Origin of the sequence: Variovorax sp. PAMC26660, from assembly GCF_014302995.1 — a bacterium.
Taxonomy (GTDB): domain Bacteria; phylum Pseudomonadota; class Gammaproteobacteria; order Burkholderiales; family Burkholderiaceae_C; genus Variovorax.
Window position 1 is genome coordinate 7,351,420 of record NZ_CP060295.1, and the last position, 19,703, is coordinate 7,371,122.

Annotated in this window: 8 protein-coding genes; 3 read left to right on the top strand and 5 right to left on the bottom strand. The window is 63.5% G+C overall.

The features are described from left to right. Positions 1–69 precede the first annotated feature (69 nt). Positions 70–2,676 (top strand): FtsX-like permease family protein, encoded by a 2,607-nt coding sequence (locus H7F35_RS34465; RefSeq protein ID WP_187110945.1) that lies wholly within the window; start codon positions 70–72, stop codon positions 2,674–2,676. A gap of 53 nt (positions 2,677–2,729) precedes the next feature. Here H7F35_RS34465 and H7F35_RS34470 read toward each other — a convergent pair whose 3' ends face one another. After that, on the bottom strand, positions 2,730–5,270 hold the full coding sequence (locus tag H7F35_RS34470) for a penicillin acylase family protein (RefSeq protein WP_187110946.1): 2,541 nt from the start codon (positions 5,268–5,270) through the stop codon (positions 2,730–2,732). Positions 5,271–5,364: 94 nt separating this feature from the next. Here H7F35_RS34470 and H7F35_RS34475 point away from each other — a divergent pair, with 94 nt between their 5' ends. After that, complete coding sequence (locus H7F35_RS34475; protein WP_187110947.1) at positions 5,365–6,447, top strand: PLP-dependent cysteine synthase family protein; 1,083 nt, start codon at positions 5,365–5,367, stop codon at positions 6,445–6,447. Positions 6,448–6,449: 2 nt separating this feature from the next. Then, the gene (locus tag H7F35_RS34480) at positions 6,450–7,514 is read left to right on the top strand and encodes a lipocalin-like domain-containing protein (protein WP_187110948.1); all 1,065 of its coding nucleotides are present in this window, start codon (positions 6,450–6,452) and stop codon (positions 7,512–7,514) included. A gap of 50 nt (positions 7,515–7,564) precedes the next feature. Here H7F35_RS34480 and H7F35_RS34485 read toward each other — a convergent pair whose 3' ends face one another. The 4 genes from H7F35_RS34485 to H7F35_RS34500 all read right to left on the bottom strand — a co-directional run bounded on the left by H7F35_RS34485 (position 7,565) and on the right by H7F35_RS34500 (position 19,214). Next, positions 7,565–13,765: a S8 family serine peptidase gene (locus tag H7F35_RS34485; RefSeq protein ID WP_187110949.1), complete on the bottom strand. Its 6,201-nt coding sequence runs from the start codon at positions 13,763–13,765 to the stop codon at positions 7,565–7,567. Positions 13,766–14,886: 1,121 nt separating this feature from the next. Next, positions 14,887–15,486 (bottom strand): hypothetical protein, encoded by a 600-nt coding sequence (locus H7F35_RS34490; RefSeq protein WP_187110950.1) that lies wholly within the window; start codon positions 15,484–15,486, stop codon positions 14,887–14,889. 72 nt (positions 15,487–15,558) lie between these two features. After that, positions 15,559–17,046, bottom strand: a complete 1,488-nt coding sequence (locus tag H7F35_RS34495; protein ID WP_187110951.1) for an HlyD family type I secretion periplasmic adaptor subunit — start codon at positions 17,044–17,046, stop codon at positions 15,559–15,561. Continuing rightward, on the bottom strand, positions 17,043–19,214 hold the full coding sequence (locus H7F35_RS34500) for a type I secretion system permease/ATPase (protein ID WP_187110952.1): 2,172 nt from the start codon (positions 19,212–19,214) through the stop codon (positions 17,043–17,045). The genes H7F35_RS34495 and H7F35_RS34500 overlap by 4 nt, the downstream gene beginning before the upstream one ends. Positions 19,215–19,703: the final 489 nt, after the last annotated feature.

Genomic DNA, 19,703 nt, shown 5'->3' on the forward strand with positions numbered 1-19,703 from the left:
AGGCGTCATCGAAGAGGTGCCATCGTGCCACGGCAGGTGTAACACCGTGCGCACCGTGACAATCGGGCGATGCGCGCATTGCTCACCACCTTCTCCTGGCAGGAACTCCGCCACCACCCCTGGCGCAACGCGGCGGCCGTGCTGGCGGTGATGCTGGGCGTGGCACTCGCGTTCTCCGTGCAGTTGATCAACGCCTCGGCACTCGACGAATTCTCCAGCGCCGTGCGCTCGGTGAACGGCCAGCCCGACCTTGAAGTGCGCGCCGTGCAAGGAGGCTTCGACGAAGCTGTGTTCGCAAAGCTGGCGCAGCAACCGCAGGTGACGCTCGCGAGCCCGGTGCTCGAATTCCAGGGACTGGCGCTGGCGGGCGGCGAACGCCAGGTGCCGATGCGCGTGATCGGTGTCGATGCGCTGGTGCTGCCCACCATCGCGCCTGCGCTGATGCCGCAGCCCGCTGCGGGTGCCGACCGCTTCGCACTGTTCGCGCCGGGCCATGTGTTTTTGAACGCCGCTGCGCGTAGCGTGCTGGGCCTGCCGTCGCAAGCCGATGCCGGCGCGACGGAGACGGTGCAACTGCGCAGCGGCGACGCATGGCAGCGGCTCGACGTGGCTGGCCATGTCGCCGCCAGCGGCGCGGCGCTCGCAGTGATGGACATTGCCGCGGCCCAGGAGCTGTTCGGCCAGATCGGCCAACTCAGCCGCATCGACCTGCGACTCGCACCCGGCACCGACCGCGCGGCCTTCATCGCTTCACTGCAGCAATCGCCGGGCTGGCCCGCAGGCGTGCAGTTCGCCGAGCCGGGCGATGCAGCCGAACGCGTGAGCAACCTGTCGCGTGCCTACCGCGTCAACCTCACGGTGCTGGCGCTGGTCGCGCTGTTCACCGGCGCCTTTCTCGTCTTCTCGGTGCTCGCGCTCAGCGTGGCCAAGCGCGCGCAGCAGTTCGCGCTGCTCGGCGTACTGGGCCTGACACCGCGCGAGCGGCTGCGGCTGGTGCTGACCGAATCGCTGGTGCTGGGCCTGATCGGCAGCGCGGCCGGCATCGCGCTCGGCACCGCGCTCGCAGCCTTCGCGCTACGGGTGCTCGGCGGCGACCTGGGCGGCGGCTACTTCGAAGGCGTCGCGCCCAAGCTGCACTGGAGCAGCGGCTCGGCGGCGCTGTACGGCGGCCTCGGCGTGCTGGCCGCGCTGGTCGGCGGCTGGTGGCCGGCGCGCGCCGCGCAAGCCTTGCCCGAGGCGCAAACGCTCAAGGGCCTGGGCGCCGCGCCCACGCAGGGCAACAGCCACTGGCTGGCGTTAGGGCTGATCGCCATCAGCGTGGTGTTGGCGAACATCCCGGCCATCGGCGGCATTCCGGTCGCGGCTTACTTGTCCGTGGCCTGCCTGCTGGTCGGTGGCATCACTGCCCTGCCCTGGCTGATCGCGTTGCTGTACGACCGCGTGGCACCCGTGTTCGCGCAGCGCGTGCTGCCGATGCTGGCCGTCGAGCGCGCGCGGCGCATGCGTGGCACGGCGGCCGTGGCGGTGAGTGGCGTGGTAGCGAGCCTGAGCCTTGCCGTAGCGCTCACCGTGATGGTCGCGAGCTTCCGCGATTCGGTCACGCACTGGCTCGACGTGGTGCTGCCGGCGGACCTGTATGTGCGCGCCACATCCGGAGGACGCGGCAGCAACACCGGCAACAGCAGCAGCACCGACACCGCGACGTTTCCGCCGGCCTTCGTGCAGGCGCTGGCGCAATTGCCCGGCGTGGCGCGCACGGGCACGCTGCGCACCCAGTCGCTGCAGCTCGATGCCTCCCGCCCGACCGTGGCGCTGATCGCGCGCAGTCTTGAAGGCAGCGCAGCGCAGTCGCTGCCGCTGGTGGGCGCCGCGTTGCCGGTGCCCGAGGGACAGATCGGCATCTACGTGAGCGAGCCGATGGCCGAGCTGTACGGCGCGAAACCGGGAACGACGTTCGCGCCGATGTCGGGCGCCATGGCTGCGGCCGCCTCATCGAAAACGGCGCCCGTCTTTTTCGTCGCGGGCGTCTGGCGTGACTACGCGCGGCAGTTCGGCGCGATCACGATGGATGCGCGCGACTTCGAGCGCATCACCGGCGAGCGCAACGTGAGCGACGTGGCACTGTGGCTCGAGGCGGGCGCGTCGGAAGGCGCCGTGCAGGCCGGCGTGCGCAAGCTGGCGGCGCAACAGGGCGGCGCGTCTTCGGAGTCGGTCGAGATTTCTTCCGTGGGACAGATCCGCACGACCTCGCTGCGCATCTTCGATCGCAGCTTCGCGGTGACCTACTGGCTGCAGGCGGTGGCCATTGCCATCGGGCTCTTCGGCATTGCGGCGAGCTTCAGCGCGCAGGTGCTGGCGCGGCGCAAGGAGTTCGGGCTGCTCGCGCACCTGGGGTTCACGCGGCGGCAGGTGCTGGCTGTCGTGGCGGGCGAAGGCGCTGCGTGGACGGCCATCGGTGCCGTGGCAGGGCTGGTGCTCGGGCTGGCTGTGTCGGTGGTGCTGGTGAAGGTGGTGAACCCGCAGAGCTTCCACTGGAGCATGGACTTGCTGGTGCCTTGGTCGCGGCTGCTGGTGCTTTGTGCGGCAGTGGTGGCAGCCGGCACGGTGACTGCCTGGATGGCGGGGCGGGCTGCGGCCGGCAAGGACGTGGTCCTGGCAGTCAAGGAAGACTGGTAGCCCTTGTTCTTTCCCGGGGCCGGGGTGCGCCCCCTGCCCCGGGAAAGAAAAACTCACTTGCCGGGCGTGAGCTGAATCCTCTCCACGGTCTCTTTCTCGACCGCCGACCGGGTGTAGACCAGCGGCACGTACTTCCCTTCCAGCCATAGCGGCGCCAGGTCCCGATAGTTCGGGCTGTCCGGGTTCCCCGATTGCCCCGGCGTGTTGATGACCCGCGAAGCATCCCAGTTGCCCACGTCCAGCACCATGCGGAACGAAGCCCCCGCCGTCAGCTTGTAGTCGCTCGCGCGGTAGGTGGCGGCCATCGGCGTGAAGGAAGAGCCGGACATCGGCCAGTCGCCCACGTCCAGCTTCTTGCGCGTCGCCGCATCGACGACGCCGCCCAGCGGATGCCGGAACTCCGCGCGATGCAAGGTGCCCCACTTCCATGCCGCCGGGTCGGGCCCGAGCTTGGCGGAAAGCTCCTGCATCGCGGCCGGCAAGGTCTTCAGCAGCAAGGCATCGCGCTGTTCGTTGGTCATCCATCCGAACGGGTTCTCCAGCAGCAGCACCATGCGCGTGTTGTCGCCCGGTGCGGCCAGCGCGGCGGCGCTGTCGCCGGCCCCGGCCTTGAGCACGGCCGCACGCAAGGGCTTGCTGCTCCACACCTCGTACAGCGCGGCGGCTCCGCTGTCGCGGTCCATGGTGCCGTCCCAGCCCTGCAACATGCGCAGGGCCGTCGCGGTCTGCGCGTCGTCGCTGCGCAGGCCGGCCAGCAGCTTCAGCACGCGCTGCGCCGGCGTCGCGACGATGTCGTTCTGCATGCGCTCCGAATCCTCGATGGTGAAGCGCGAACCCGCCGCCACCTTGGCCGCGAACAGCTCCTTGAGCCGGCGTGCGCGGGCCGCATCGCTCCATTCGTAGCCGACACCTTTCTTCGCGGCGGGATGGTCGGGCGGAATGTTGTTCTCGTTGGCAGTCACGACGTAGCCGCGCGCCGGGTTGAACTCCGATGGCAGTTCGTCGCCATTGCGAAAGCCCGACCACTCGTAGCGACCATCGCCCGGCACCGGCATGAGCCCGTCCCAGTTGGGGCGGATCGGCGTGAGGCCGCCCGGAATCCAGCCGACGTTGCCGCTGGTGTCCGCATAGACCTGGTTCTCGCCCGGTGCGCCCCAGCGGTTCATGGCCGCGCGGAACTGGTCCCAGTTGCGCGCGCGCATGTAGTCCATCGAACCGAAATACGGCGCCATGCCGGGCTCCAGCCAGGCTGCGCGCAAGGCATATGCACGCGACTTGCGCGGCTCGGACAGCAGCACCGGGCCGTGGCGCGTGAAGGTGTTGACCACCTCGCGCGGCGTGCTTTCACCTCTGACCGCGATGCGCTCCCTGACGTGCGTCATCGGCTCCCAGCGGCCCTGGTAGCGGTACTCGTCCGGGTTGCGCGGGTTGAGCTGGTACACGTACAGGTCTTCCTGGTCCATGTAGAAGCGCGTGAGACCGAAGGCGATGGTGCCGTTGTGGCCGATCGACAGGCCGGGCAGGAAGGGCTCGCCCGCGCCGATGGCGTCCATGCCGGGCGCGCTCAGGTGCGTCATGTAGCGCAGGCTCGGCGCGCCGTGGGCACGGTGCGGATCGTTGGCCAGGATGGGGCGTCCGGTGGCCGTGAGCTTGGGCGAGATCACCCAGTTGTTGCTGCCGTAGGCGCCGGTCGGGTCGCCTTGCGCGGCTTGCTCTTGCTGCGCCCTCGCCGCAACCGACTCGGCGCTGCCGGGCAGCAAGGCGACCGGCGTGGAGGCAGCACCTGTGTTCAAACCCACCCGCGTGTTGGCCTTGGTGAACTGCGGCGGCTCGGTCGCTCGCATGTAGGCGGCGCGCAGCTCGGCCGCCGGAATGTTGCAAGGGTCCAGGCCCGGCGGCACGCGGGGCGTGACCGGCGGATCGAGTTCGCGGCGCAGCCAGTCGGCCTTGATGCCGGCACCGCCCGCGCAGAAGGCCTTGGCGCGGTCAATCTCCGAAGTGAAGTTGAGCGTGAGCCCGTGGTGCCGGATGCGCACCACGTCCTCGGGCGACCACATCGCCGGCTGATAGTCCAGCAGCGCGAACTCGGGCGGCAGCAGCGCGGGCTGCGCACGCACCTGTGCCACGTAGGCATTGACGCCGGCCGTGAACGCCTCCGCCACGCGCTTGGCGTCGGAGCCGTAGGCCAGCCATTCGCGGTACATGTCGCCGCGATAGAGCACGGCGCGCGCGGCGCGGTCGCTCTCGACCCAGGCGGGGCCGAAGTCCTTCGCCATTTCGCCGAGGCCGCGCTTGCGCCACAGGTCCATCTGCCACAGCCGGTCGCGCGCGGCGATGAAGCCCTGCGCCACGAAGGCGTCGTAGAGCGTGCCCGCATAAAGGTGCGGCACGCCCCAGCGATCGACCAGCACCTCGGCCGGTTTCTCCAGGCCCGGCACGGCGAAGGATGAGGAGGGGCGCTGCGGCGTCGTCCCCTTGTCGGGAGGCCCCGATGCGCAGCCGGCGAGCGCGAGGACCGCGAACGCAACAGCGCCGATGGAATGCCTTTGACTTAACGAGCGCCGCGATGCGGGGCGCAGGTTTGTTCTTTTCATGTGTCTCGTCTCCTGCCTGTTGATGGCAGCGCACAGTATCCCGATTTACGCGCCGGGTGGGGGTTACAAGGCATGACTTGTAGACTGGCGCGCTATGCAGCAGCAAACCCCCTCTTCCTCTTCTTTCTGCAGCGGCTGGCTCGGCGGTGCCATCCGCCGCATCGAGGCCGACTACCAGCGCAGTGCCGACACGCACCTCATCCCGCTGCCCATGCCCGCGCTCGCCGCGCAGGGCATCGACCTGTACCTGAAAGACGAGTCGACGCACCCGACCGGCAGCCTCAAGCACCGGCTCGCGCGTTCGCTCTTTCTCTATGCGCTGTGCAACGGCTGGGTGCGCGAAGGCACGACCATCGTCGAAGCCTCGAGCGGCTCGACGGCGGTGAGCGAGGCTTACTTCGCGCGACTGCTGGGCCTGCCCTTCATCGCGGTGATGCCGCGCACCACCTCGCCCGAGAAGATCGCGCAGATCGCCTTCTACGGCGCGAGCTGCCACTTCGTCGACCATGCGGCGCAGGTGTACGAAGAGGCGCGTGCACTGGCCGAGCGCACCGGCGGCCACTACATGGACCAGTTCACGTACGCCGAGCGCGCCACCGACTGGCGCGGCAACAACAACATCGCCGAGAGCATGTTCCAGCAGATGGCGCGCGAGCGGCATCCGGTGCCCAGGTGGATCGTGGTGGGCGCCGGCACCGGCGGCACCAGCGCCACCATCGGGCGCTACCTGCGCTTTCGCTGCCACGACACCCAGGTGTGCGTGCCAGACCCCGAAGGCTCGGTGTTCTCGGCCTATCACCGCACGGGCGATGCCACGCTGACGGCCGTGGGCTCGCGCATCGAAGGCATTGGCCGGCCGCGCGTGGAGCCCAGCTTCATCCGCACGCTGGTCGACCGCATGATCGAAGTGCCGAACCTCGATTCGGTGGCGGCGATGCATGCGCTGTCGGCGCTGCTGGGGCGCAAGGTCGGCCCGTCGACCGGCACCAACTTCATCGGCATGCTCGCCGTGGCGCAGGAGATGCGCGCGGCCGGCCAACAGGGCTCGATTCTTTCGCTGCTGTGCGATGCGGGCGAGCGCTACCTGCCGAGCTATCACGACGCGGCGTGGGTGCGAAACGCCTTCGGCGACATCGGCCCGGCGCAGCAGCGCATCGACGCGCTGGTTGCGGCTTGACGATGCCTGCGTCTTTCGCGCTGTCGCGGCGCGGCTTGCTGCTCGCCGCGCTGTGCGCGGGGCCGGCGGCCTGGGCGCTGCCTGCGCGCACGCTGCAGTTTCCGCGCGACTTCGGCAGCCACCCTGATCTGCACACCGAGTGGTGGTACATCACGGGCCACGCGAAGACTGCGGCCGGACGCGAGTTCGGCTTTCAGGTCACCTTCTTCCGTTCACGCGTCGAGGCCGCGCAGAACATGCGCTCGGCCTTCGCGGCGAAGAACCTCGTGTTCGCGCATGCGGCCGTCACCGATCTCGAAGGCCGCGTGCTGCTGCATGACCAGCGCATTGCGCGCGCGGGCTTCGGTGTGGCATCGGCGAGCGAGGCGGACACCGACGTGCGTATTCGCGACTGGTCGCTGGTGCGCAAGGACGGTAGCTATTCGGCGCGCATTCCAGCCGGCGAGTTCACGCTCGACCTGCGTTTCACGCCGACACAGCCGGTGCTGCTGCAAGGCAACGCCGGCCTCTCGCGCAAGGGACCCGACGAAGCACAAGCGAGCTACTACTACAGCGAGCCGCAGCTCAAGGCACAGGGCAAGCTGACGCTCAAGGGACAGGCCTTCGAGGTCGATGGCGCGGCTTGGCTCGATCACGAGTGGAGCGAGGCGTTGATGCACCCCGAAGCCGTAGGCTGGGACTGGATCGGCATGAACCTGGACGACGGCAGCACACTCACGGCCTTTCATCTGCGCCGTGCCGATGGCAGCGGGCTGTGGGCCGGTGGTTCTTTCCGTCCGCAGGGCGGAGCGGCGCGCATCTTCAAGAACGACGAAGTGCATTTCGAGAGCGTGGACTCATGGACCAGTCCGCGCACGCAGGCGAAGTACCCGACGCAGTGGCGCGTGCAGACGCCATCAGGAAATTTCGTGGTGCGTGCGCTGCTGAACGACCAGGAGCTGGACAGCCGGGGATCGACGGGTGGAGTGTACTGGGAAGGGTTGAGCGAACTGCTCGATGACCAGGGGCGCCGCGTGGGCCGCGGCTACCTGGAAATGACGGGCTACGCTGCGCCGCTGCGACTTTGATGGCGATGCGGCCAGGAAGCCTGACCGCATCGCCACTCAGCGCTTTTTTCTCAATGCCAGTTGGCAGCGATCACCTGACTCAGGCTGCTCTGGCAATTCGCAGGCAACGTGGTCTGGCCTGCAGCAGGCGGGGAGAAACCCGCCATGGCCTGAACAAGGTTCTGCACCTGACCGTCCAGTAGCGTCTTGCCGTTGCTGGATTTGAATTGTTCGACGTGGTACTGGCCGCCCAGGTACCAGTTGTCGACCACCAACTTGTCATTGGTTCCGATCAGGCTGACCTCCAGATCATTGCCCGTTTGACGGAACCACAGTTGATCGGCACTCGAATCGAACGAGGCGACGTCGGTATTGCCGGTCGTCGCATCGTTCTCGCTGATGTGATCGCCCCCATAGCCTCGTCCCATCAGATAGGTATCGTTCCCGTCTCCGCCGCTCAACGTGTCGTTGCCGCCTCGTCCATCAAGGAAGTCGTTTCCTGCACCGCCATTCAGCGTATTGGCTTGTCCATTGCCGATCAATGTATTGTTCAGCGCGTTGCCGGTGAGCGTGGTCGCGGCACCCAACAGCACACCGTTTTCTACATTCGCCGCCAGTGCTGTGTTCACGCCCGCGTAGACGGTGTCGATGCCCTCGTTCGCAGCCTCGACCGCCGTATCGTCGATGTTGTCGATGTAGTAGGTATCGTTGCCCACGCCGCCCGCCATGCGGTCGGCGCCTTGTGCACCATCCAGGATGTTGTCGCCGGCATTTCCGGTCAGTACGTTCGCAAGCTCGTTGCCGGTCGCGTTGATGTTGTACGTGCCGACCAGGCTGAGGTTCTCCTGGTTCTTGCCCAGCGTCCACGAAACGGAGGACTGGACCGTATCGACACCGGCATTGGCGTCTTCGGAAACCGTGTCCAACTGGTTGTCCACCAAGTAGGTATCGTTGCCCGTTCCGCCCACCAGGTCGTCGGCCTCCGCTCCGCCATCGAGCCGGTTGTCCCCGGCATTGCCCACGAGGCGATTGCGCTGCCCATTGCCGGTGGCGTTGAGATTTGCAGTACCCGTGAGCACCAGCACTTCGACGTCGTCAGGCAATTGATAGCTCACACTGGACTGCACAGTGTCGTAGCCACCGCCGGGCAACTCGTTGACCTTGTCACCGGCGTTGTCGACGACGTAGGCATCGTCACCCGTGCGTCCGGTCATGCTGTCGACGCCTGCCAGGCCATTGATCGTGTTGGCGCCCGCGTCTCCTGTCAAGGCGTCGTTTCCGGCAGTGCCTGCTATCGGCAAAGGTTGCACCGGTCCGGCAACCAGGGGTGACGCGATTGCCAGAGGCGCCGCACCGGGCACCGAGATTCCACTCACCTTGGACGCCGGCAACGGTGTTGCATCCGCACTGCCCGCAAAGATGAAATGGGCGGCGATCAGGGCGGCCGGTTCTACCGCAGACACTCCGACCGACACGACCGACTGCCCTTCCACCTGCGCCAATACACGCGTGATGAATGTGCCGTTGATGTTCAGCGCCTTGTTGATCTTGAGCTGGCTGAAATCCTTGATCCAGGCAAACTGGCTCAGATCGATCTTGTCCGCCGCCAGTTCGAAATCCGAGATCAGATTGCTGGTGCCGATGTCATTGCCGTAGAAGCCCATCGTCGGCGAACCACCGCCATCCGGCGCGACCAGAAAGCGGTCCGCTCCCGCGCCACCCGTCCGCACACCCGTGCCGGGCTGCCGCGTCGCGTACGAAATGCGGCCTTGATCGCCGTCGAGTACCAAGACGTCGTTGCCAGCGCCGCCGTCCAGAGTGTCCAGCCCCGCGCCGCCCAGCAGCTTGTCGTTGCCTCCGTTGCCCAGCAGAACATCGTTACCCGCACCACCGATCAGCAGGTCATCATCCTCCGTGCCTGGTTGCAGGGTGTTGCTGTCGGTGCCTCCGGTAGAGCCTTGGCCAGCCTGTTGCCAGGCCTGCAGCGTGGCCTGCGACTCAAAGAACTGGAACTGGGTCGTGCCGAGTTGGCTCACCAGACGATTGCGCACCAGGACGCCTTGGCCGTCGCCCAGGTCCAATTGGACATCTGCTCCCACTTGCGTGCGGACGAGGGTGGCGAAGTTCAGGCTTGCAAAGCCCACCAGCGCTATGGTTTCCGGAGCACCCGCATTGTTGCCTATTGCAAAATCGACGATCACGTCCTGTGCTCCGGCATTCTTGCCGATGACGAAAAGATCGCTGCCCGCGCCGCCAGTGAGCACATCATTGCCCTTGCCGCCGTCCAGCGTGTCGTTGCCGTCCCCCCCGTTGATGACGTCTGAACCACGTCCACCCAGCAACACATTGTTCAGCGCGTTTCCCGTCAGGGTGTCGTTGCCATCGCCACCCATCGCAATCTCGATGTCGCCAATGAGGATGTTCAACGACCTGCCTGCAATCGTGCTGGTGCTGCCATTGCTCAGGTTGATCGTGCTGTTTCCCGTGACGGCGCTTGCATTGATGATGTCGGTTCCACTATTGCTGTCCACCAATGTGCTCGGGAGCTGGACATTGGGTATTCGGGTAGCGCCGATGAATTCATCTTTGCCACGGAATTCATCGGTGTAAACATACACGTCGTTGGTGTCGGCCTTCTTGCCATACAGGTCAAGCTTCCAGTTCTTGAGCGTGCCGGCATTGCCGGTGGCAGCGTCAATGACTTGCAATGTCCAATTGCCCGCACTTTGCTCGCCGAGCACATGGGTGGTGCTGAAGCTGAAGCTCAACGGCCCCGACGACGCATTGCCCAGATCGGTGGCAGCACTGCCCGGCGCCTTGTCGGGCCGGTTGACGAGGATGCTCTCGGTTCCCCCGGGTGAGATCAGCTTGATGATCAGGTCGCCCCAACGCTGGTGGTCCAGTTCGAGCGTGACTTGCGCGCTCTCGACCTCCACGCCGCCGCCCATGGCGAGCGTGCGCGCGACCATGCCGGTGCCGTCGGGAATCGCCGCGTTGAGGACCCCGCTGGATGCGGTCGTCACGAACTCGTTCGCGAATGTGCTCTGTTCGGTCCAGGTTTCAGCCAGCCGTACCGCGGCGCGGGCATCGACCTTGCCGAAGCCATAGTCGTGGCTGGCATGCATGCCGCCGCCATTCCAGGTCTTGGCGCCGTTCGTGACCCAATCGGTTCCATTGGGGTCGCTCACTTTCGTCGCCGTCATTGCCAGGATGGTCTGGATGTCGCGGTAACCCAATGCAGGGTTGGCTTCAAGCATCAGGGCAATGACCCCTGACACGATCGGTGCCGCGAAGCTGGTGCCCTGGCTGGTGCCGTAGTCGGCCCCGAAGGTCGAGCCGTTGTCAGCGACGAGTTCGCGGCTGGTCGAATCGATGTTGCTGCCCGGTGCCGACACCAGAATGGAGGCGCCCGGGTTGCTGAAGGGCTTGCTTCCCAATTGCAGAGTACCCAGATCGCCTGGCGCGTTGATGCTGCCCGCAACGATCACGGCCCGATTGGCAGTGAGCGCGTTGTAGTTGGTATTGGCACCCGTTGCGCGGTCGTTGCCGCCCGCCATCACGATCGCCGTGCCCAAACCGTTTCGACCGTGGGCGATGGCGTCAAGAATTCCGGTCTCGAGATTGCCCGCCGGCACCACGTTCAGACCGAAGCTTGTGGAAGCGCCCCACGAGTTGTTGACCACGTCAAAATTCTTGAACTTGGCCAGCGCGTTGCTGATTTCCTGACTGAGCTTGCCGACTTCCAGACTTTCGCCCTGGATGTAGTGACCCGCAAGCGTTGCGTTGTAGGCCACGCCGATGCCGCCCTCGCCGTTGCGTGCCGCGACCATGACGCCAGCCACCATCGTGGCGTGACTGCTGAAGGTTTGCGGCGTGTCATTTCGGCCGTTCGCATCCAGTTTGCTCAGCCACGCCTTGTCGGCATTGGGCTGCAGATCGGGATGACGATAGTCGAACACCTCAGGGCCCGTGCTGAATGCACCACCCGGTTCGAACTGGCCGATTCTGATGCCCTTGCCGGTGTAGTCCTGCCACACGGGGATGACGTTGACATCGCTCAGATACCACTGCTCCACGGCAAGCGGGTCGCTGGGCAGATCACCGGTTTGCAGGAACACGGCCGCTTTCATGGGCTCGGTCTGGCCGGTGGCGCTGTTGCTCACTTCTGTGAAATGGCCTTCTGCATCCTGCACCTTGTACTTGAAGCCCATCACTCCGGTGTAGCTTGCATCGGGCGTGAAAAGCACATCGCCGCTGGCAGTGAGCGCGACGGCTCCACCCTTGGCGTCGAGCACCTCGGTGATCTTGAGCTGGCCGATGTCGCTGTCCCAATCGCGGTCGTTGAGCAGCAGCTGGTTCTTGGACAACAGATGCGCAGCGGTTCGGCTCAAGGCCTGACCAGCCGAATTGACGGTCAGAACGTCCTTGACCGGCAGCGGACTGCCAATGGTCAAGTCGACGCGGCTGACGTCGGCGAAGCTGAGTTTCTCGATGCCGGTCAGCGTGTCGGCACCGTCCTGCCCGGTGCGGGTATCGATCACGCGGTAGCGGGTACTTCCGTTTGCGCTGTCGAGCTTGGTGATGCGGTAGTCGGCATAGCTGCCGGCGTACTGGGCAACATCAATGCCGTCGCCGCCATTCAGGTTGTCGTCGCCCCGTCCACCAATGAGCACGTCGTTGCCTGCGCCGCCATTCAGGCTGTCGTCTTCCAGGCCACCGTCGAGCACATCGTCGCCAGCACCGCCGAGCAACTGGTCGCGCCCGCGGTGGCCGCGAATCAGATCGTTGCTCGCGCCGCCGTCGAGCGTGTCGTCGCCATCCTCGCCGGACAGCACGTCGTTGGCAGCGCCGCCGATGATCACGTCGTTTCCGGCTCCGCCGCGCACGACCACGGTGGAGCGGCCTCCGCCTACAAAGACATCGTTTCCGGCACCACCGACAGCCATCTCGATGTTGCTCTGACTCAGGTTGAGCGAGACGCCCTGTGCTCCTACCACCTGGGCGATGTCGAACCCATCGCCACCGTCGATACGCTTGTCTGCGGCGTCGATCAGCAGCACATCGTCTCCAGCACCGCCGACGAGGGTGTCCGCGCCTGTGCCTCCGGCCAGCCAGTTGTTCGCAGCGTCGCCCGTCAGGGTGTCATTGCCCGCACCGCCCGTCAGGTTGCGCACCTTGAGAGAAGCGGCGTCGAGGGTCTCGTTGACGGAGGCCGTGGTGTTCTTCGACACATAGGCGGTGGTGGCACCTGCCCCACTTGTGCCGTTCTCGGTGGCAACGGTGATACCAGTGCCGGTCTGCGTGACGGTGCTGCCAGCAGGATTGGCGAGGAAGTTGGCCGCAATGGCTTCTCGGCTGACGCCGTTTTGCGTGAAAGTGCCTCGTGCCAGCACTTCGTTGCCGTCGCGCACTTCGCCGCTTTGCGCTGTGGCGGCCAAGTTGATGGCAGTGATGCCCAGATCGGCAAAGGTCTTGAGTTCGCCCGCATCTGTCTTGCCGTCATGGTTGGCATCGACCCACATGCGCAGGGTGTTCCAGGCCGCGTCCGTCGCGGTGAACTGGCTGTCGGCGTTGCTGTCGAGGCTTTTGAGGGCTGCGAAGCCATTCGCATACGGCTTGGTGCCACCAACACCGTTGGAGCCGGCCACGCCGTTGTAGTACTCGCTCAGCGTCTCGCGAATGTTGTTGATCTTGCCGTCGCCGTTGAGGTCGTGCACGACGATGCCGTCCTGCGCGCTGACCCAGCCGGTTTGCTCCAGCGAGCCACCGTCGTTGTCGGCGTCGAAGAGGACGGGCGACGCGCCGTAACTGGTGAGCTTGACGCCATCGCCGTTGAGGTCCAGCACCAGCGGGTCAACGGGGAAAAGGTTGAAATTGAAGCTGGAAGCGTTGTTCAGGCTGCTGCCGAAGAGGTCGTAGTTGACCGGGCCAGCCACCGGGTCGGTATTGCCGATGCTGCCGGTGTTGGAGATGGGCAGGCCCAGACCACTCGATGCGTTGATGTCAAGACCCAGATTGGCATTGCCTGGACGAAGCCCATCGGTGATCGCGTAGCCGATTACCGCCCGGTTGCCGGTAGCGGTGTTGACGTTCCAGAAGTTGTTGGCGATGCCAACGGTGTAGCTGCCAGCGGAAACCAGGTTGTTGTTGCTTGCGCTCGGACCCAGGCTGGTGCCGTCGGGCGTTGGCGTTTCGCTGGGTGCGGGCGCGGTGGTGACGGTGCTCAGGGTGACCGTGTTGATCTCCGTTCCGTTGGCCTGAGGAGCAGCCATGACAACGCCGTTGGCATCGAATTGCTGGACTGTGACTTGGTCCAACTGGGAGGTACCGGGCAAATAGGTGCTGGTCGTGGAAATATGCCCCCCCAGAAGCGCCCCAAGGAGCAATTTCAGTGCGTCTGATCAAATTATTGCCAACATCGAATAATTGAATTACCTCCTTATTTGTGTCGTAATTGATACTATCAATCAATGTCGCACCACCATCGAGATTTGAAGTCACGATCTGAGAATTTGGCCTAGGCCGAGGAGCCCCGATCCCGACAGTCGCTCGCGGGTCATAGCTGTTCAAAATTGATCCGCTGTTGGTGCTGGCTGTGACTGTCCAATAGCCATTATCATCTTGCGTGACGCTGGATATTTCGTCCTTCTTGAATCCAGTAAAAGCTTGCGCAAACGCTCTCATATTTTGCTCAAAATATGAAACCCCACCATCAGAAGTGGATGGAGTTTTCTGCAAATAACTATCTCTTGCGCCCAGAGCCGCTCTCTCAAATTTCTGCACGGCAGTCAAAGTTGGATTGGCATAGATTTCAGCTAGCAGAAAGTCCAGCCCCATTGAAGAGCCATCGCCTCCGGCAGAAAACGAGATTTTATCTACCACAAATGTCCGGCCATTGACAACAAACTTTTTTCCTTGCAACTGTGAATCGGCAAGAGCTTCGAATGCAACAGCGCGGCCTTCAATAACGCCTCGGGCGAGGCTGTAATCTCCTGGGCTCTTGTAGTTGCCGATTTGGGGCATACCAATGGAAGGATCTCGATTGTCCGCATCGTGCTGTAATTCGTGTCCTCCCTCAATTGCAATGTAGAGTGAATTGTAAAAAATCTGCTCAGGCGTTCCGGTCCTGAAATAATCTTGCGATATATAAACGCCGTTTGCGCGCTCGCTCGTGCCAGCCTCAAAGAATATTCCTTTTTCCGTGCTAATGACGTATGGCACATTGGCTGCAGCGGAAGATTCATACTTTGCAGCCAAAGCAGGCGACGCATTAATGATATCCATTTGAAGCTGCGTCCATTTGGCGGCTGGCGCACTCACATCATCCTTGGTTTGAAAAAATGGTTTCCCATTGGCCATTTTACTATCCAATGAAACTGTCATTTAAATCCTCCTATTTGTGAATTTCAGACACAGAAACACTTAGCAAACACTTATCCCGCTCACCGACATAGATATAAACAATCTGCTCTCTGGCATCGTAAAACTGAGAAATTTTTGACACGACCGGCCAATTTTCAGGGCGAACGCCGAAGACGGCGCTCTCTGGAATGGGCGTGAATTCTTTTGAAAATATCTCTTCGACTTGCCATTGCTTAAGACAGCCTGGCGTATCTATTTTTATTTTCATAATTCTTTCTCCATGCAGTCCCAACCATTTTTCCGTCAAAATAAAATTACCGTAAAAATCCCCCTCATCCATTCGAACAGCCTCTCCCGTCCCGTATCCAAATTCCTCGGGATCGAGCCAATTTTTAGGGAGTTTATTTAATTTATAGCCAATTACTCTTCTATAGAATTCTGGCTTTCCAAGCAAATCCCTCTCAAATCCTTCGCTTAAATAACGAAGAAGATTTTCAGTTGTCTGTACTTTTTTTGACGAAAATTCCGTCGAATTCAAATAACCCACGGAAGAAGAACACGCCGACAGTAGCAGCGCGGCCATCACTCCTACTTTCCAAAACGCAGATCTATTTTTTGAATTTCTCTTCATATTTAAATTCTTGAGGCAATTTCCCCCGAGCATTCGGCGGTCGCCGAAATTGATTCAAAATTTACAGCCGATCTACCGCTCCCTCATGCTTTCGCTCGTGGCCTTCTGAACCGGACTGAGCAGGAATTCAATAACCCGCCGCTTTCCCGTCTTGATCTCCGCTGTCAGGTTCATCCCCGGAGACAACTTGATCGGCCTGCCATCCACATCGATGGTTGTGTTGCCGAGGCTCAGCGTCACCGGGAAAATCGCCCCGCGCTTCTCGTCATTCACCGCATCCGCAGTCACTGTCTTCACGGTCGCGTTCACCGTGCCGTAGCGCGTGTACGGAAACGTCTCCAGCTTGATCGCCGCTTCCTGCCTTGGGCTCACGAAGCCGATGTCCTTGTTGTCCAGCGTCACCTCGGCGGTCACTTCGGCCCCATCGGGCACGATCACCATCAAGGGTTGGGCTTCCGTGACCACACCGCCTTCCGTGTGCGTGACCAGTTGCTGCACCGTGCCGGCCACTGGCGCCTTCAAGGTCGTCAGGCGCTCGCGCTGACCCGCCTTGGCCAGGTCCTGCGTGCCTTGCTGTCTCTTGAGCTCGGCCGCTGCTTCGCGCGTTCTGAGGCTGTGCTTGGTCTCGGCGATGTAGGCAGACCTGGTGTTCTCGCTCTCCCTCAGCGTGGCATTGGCCTCGGCCAGCCTTGCGCGCTGGGTGGCCAGGTCGCGTTCCAGCTCGATGCGTTCTCTCGTGCGGTCCTGGTTCGCATGGCTGGACATGAACCCCTGGTTGGCCAGCTGATGGAAGTCGGCTTCTCTCTGCTTGGCAATCGGCACCGTCGTCTCCAGCTTGGCGACCATCTCGCGCACCGTGGCGATCTCCGCCTGGCGTCGGTTGATCTCGGAGGCTGCCTTGGCCAACTTGGCCGTGATGTCGCTCCACTCGTCGCTCAGTTGGGCTTGGGTTGCGCTCGTGTCGACGTCTGTCCACCCGCTGGGGATGGTCTTGCCCAGCTCGGGGGTACGGGAGGTTGCTGATGACCCATTGAGCGCCTGCAGCAGCGCGCGCGTGCGCAGCACCTCGGATTGCACAGACTTCAGTTGCTCGTCGATGCTGGTCTTGTCGGCGTTGGCGGTGGTGGGGTCGAGTTCGACCAAAGCTTGACCAGCCTCGACATGGTCCCCGTCCCTGACCAACACACGCTTGACCACGCTCACCTCCAGCGGCTGGATGATCTTGGTGCGCTCGCTCACGATGATCTTGCCGGGCGCCACGGCCACGATGTCGATCTGCCCGAAGATGGACCAGGTCAGCGCAATGAGGAACAGCGCAATCAGCGCATAGGCCAGTCGCCTGGGGGCGGGATGTACGGGGGTGTCCTGCAGGCTCAGGGCTGCAGGCAGGAACGCGGCTTCATCGGACAGGCGCCTGGGCCCGGCCAGTTCGTGGCGGTGCTTCCAGGCGGCTTTGAAGATGGCCTTGTAGCGCCCCAGCAGTTCGAAGACCGGGTGCCGCATGTCCCGCGCGTGCGGCGCGTTGGCCGCGGGAGCGGTGGTGGAGACTTCCGGCGTCATACCGCAGCCCCCGTGCCCACACCTGCTCCTGTCCCTTCGGTCGGCAGTCCCCCATCCTGCATCGCCCACAGGTGCGCATAGATGCCCTTGGGCCGGCCCAGCAGGCTCTCGTGCGTGCCGCCTTCGACAATCCGTCCCTTGTCCATCACGATGATCCGGTCGGCCCGCCGCACGGCGCTCAGCCGGTGCGCAATGATGAAGACGGTGCGGCCCTTGCAGATGTGCGCCATGTTGCGCTGCACGATGGCCTCGCTCTCGTAGTCCAGCGCGCTGGTGGCTTCATCGAAGATCAGGATGCGCGGGTGCGTGAAGAGCGCGCGGGCAATGGCGATGCGCTGGCGCTGGCCGCCGGAGAGACTGGCGCCTTGTTCGCCGACCATGGTGTCGTAGCCCTCGGGCAACTCGCTGATGAACTCATGGGCACCGGCCAGTTGGGCCGCATGGATGATGGCCTCGAGCGGTGCGGCCGGATCGACGATGGCGATGTTCTCGCGCACGCTGCGGTTGAACAGGGTGTTCTCCTGCAGCACCACGCCCACTTGCCTTCTGAGTTGCGCCGCATCGATCAGGCTGATGTCGATGCCGTCGACCAGCAGGCGTCCTTGTTCGGGGGAGTACAGCCGCTGGATGAGCTTGGTCAGCGTGCTCTTGCCGGAGCCCGAGCGCCCGACGATGCCGATGACTTCGCCGGGGCGGACATCCAGGCTGACGCCATTGAGCACGGGGGCTGCTTCGGGGCGGTAGCGGAAGGTCAGGTTGTCCAGCGTCACGCGGCCCTTGAGCGCTGGCAGTTGGGCTGCCGTGCTCGGGGGTACTTCAGTACGGGTGTTCAGGATGTCGCCCAGGCGCGCCATGGAGATGCCGGTCTGCTGGAAGTCGGTCCACAACTGGGCCATGCGCATGATGGGTTGCGACACGCGTTGAGCGAACATGTTGAAGGCGACGAACTGGCCCACGGTGAGGTCGTTGTTCATCACGAGGTGCGCGCCGTACCAGAGGGTGGCGGCATTGACGAGCTTGCCGATGAGGTTGACGCCTTCGTGCGCCCAGCTGGCAAGGTTCTGGGTCCGGAAGCTGGCCGAGACATACGCGGCGAGCTGGTTGTCCCAGCGGCGCCCGAAGGCCGGTTCGAGCGCTGTGGCCTTGACGGTCTGGATGGCGCTGACGGTCTCCACCAGCATGGCCTGGTTCTCGGCGCCACGTGCGAACTTCTCGTCCAGGCGGCTGCGCAGGATGGGCACCACCGCCAGGCTCAGGCCGAAGTACAGGGGCATGCTCATCAGCACGATCAAGGTCAGCGGCACGCTGTAGAACAGCATGACGACCACGAAGACGATGGAGAAGACGACGTCCAGCAGCACGGTCAGCGCGTTGCCGGTCAGGAAGCTGCGGATGTTCTCCAACTCGCGCACGCGGGCGACGGAATCGCCGACGCGTCTTGCCTGGAAGTAGGCCAGGGGCAGCTGCACCAGATGGCGGAACAGGCGCGCACCGAGTTCGACGTCGATGCGGTTGGTGGTGTGGCTGAAGACGTAGCTGCGAAGGCCGTTGAGCAATGACTCGAAGATGACGACCACCAGCAGGCCGATGACCAGCACATCCAGTGTGGTCAGGCCGCGGTGCACCAGCACCTTGTCCATCACGACCTGGAAGAACAGCGGGCTGACCAACGCGAACAGCTGCAGGATGAAGGAGATGAAGAGCACTTCACCCAGCAGCTTCCTGTGCTTGACCAGGCTGGGGATGAACCAGGAGAAGTCGAACTTGGCCAGTTCGCCCGCAAGGCTGGCGCGGCTGGTGATGAGGATGAGCTCGCCCGTCCAGTGTGCTGCGAAGACTTCCAGAGGTTCGATGATGGGACGACCATTCGATGCAGAAAGGTCTTGCAAGAGAACGCGCTGCGCGTCGCACTGGGCCAGGATGACGAAGCGTTCCTGACCGGACTCGTCACGCAAGACCGCCAACGCGGGCAGTGGTGTCAGGGAAAGACGCTCTAGCGTTGTGCGGGAAGACTTGGCTTTAAGGCCGAGGTGCTTGGCTGCGCCCAGCAGCGTGGCGGTGTCGATGGCCTCGGAGGGTGTCAGGCCCAGTTGATGCGCAAGAAGCGCAGCATCGGCTGCGACCTGGTGAAAACGCGCAATGATGCACAGCGCTTCCAGAGATGCCATCGCCGGAGTCGGCGGCCCTTCTCTTGAGCCTCCGTGCGCGCTTGACTGTTCGGCAGGCCCATGCGAGCCCGCTATCGTGCTGGTCATTCACCCTCTCCCTTTTTTGAACTCTGCGGTTCAAGTCTTCGGAAGATATCCGTGGATGCCTGTTCTTTGTCGAGCGCCGCGAAAAGATAAATGCCCGAGGGCGGGAAACAACGCAATGTCAACTCGAGACACTTATATTTCTCAATCATTCCCCCTATGAGCCGAACCAACACGGGCCGCGCCTCTGCGCAGTTCGATAAGCACGATGATCTCGTCCACGATCTCTGCGCGGAACACGAGCACGAACATTCGGCACGCGACCCGGACCAGGAAACTGGCGAGTTCGCCAAACTTGTTCTCGGACACCGTCAACGGCCCCACCAGCTTGCCCCCGCTCGGCGTCCAAGGGCGCTGCGTTGGCCGCAGTTACCCGAAGGGCTATGCCTGGACCACTGAGGCTGC

Coding starts and splice junctions, on each gene's coding strand:
- H7F35_RS34465 (WP_187110945.1), top strand. CDS start 70: ATGCGCGCATTGCTCACCACCTTCTCCTGGCAGGAACTCCGCCACCAC.
- H7F35_RS34470 (WP_187110946.1), bottom strand. CDS start 5,270: ATGAAAAGAACAAACCTGCGCCCCGCATCGCGGCGCTCGTTAAGTCAA.
- H7F35_RS34475 (WP_187110947.1), top strand. CDS start 5,365: ATGCAGCAGCAAACCCCCTCTTCCTCTTCTTTCTGCAGCGGCTGGCTC.
- H7F35_RS34480 (WP_187110948.1), top strand. CDS start 6,450: ATGCCTGCGTCTTTCGCGCTGTCGCGGCGCGGCTTGCTGCTCGCCGCG.
- H7F35_RS34485 (WP_187110949.1), bottom strand. CDS start 13,765: ATGGCTGCTCCTCAGGCCAACGGAACGGAGATCAACACGGTCACCCTG.
- H7F35_RS34490 (WP_187110950.1), bottom strand. CDS start 15,486: ATGAAGAGAAATTCAAAAAATAGATCTGCGTTTTGGAAAGTAGGAGTG.
- H7F35_RS34495 (WP_187110951.1), bottom strand. CDS start 17,046: ATGACGCCGGAAGTCTCCACCACCGCTCCCGCGGCCAACGCGCCGCAC.
- H7F35_RS34500 (WP_187110952.1), bottom strand. CDS start 19,214: ATGGCATCTCTGGAAGCGCTGTGCATCATTGCGCGTTTTCACCAGGTC.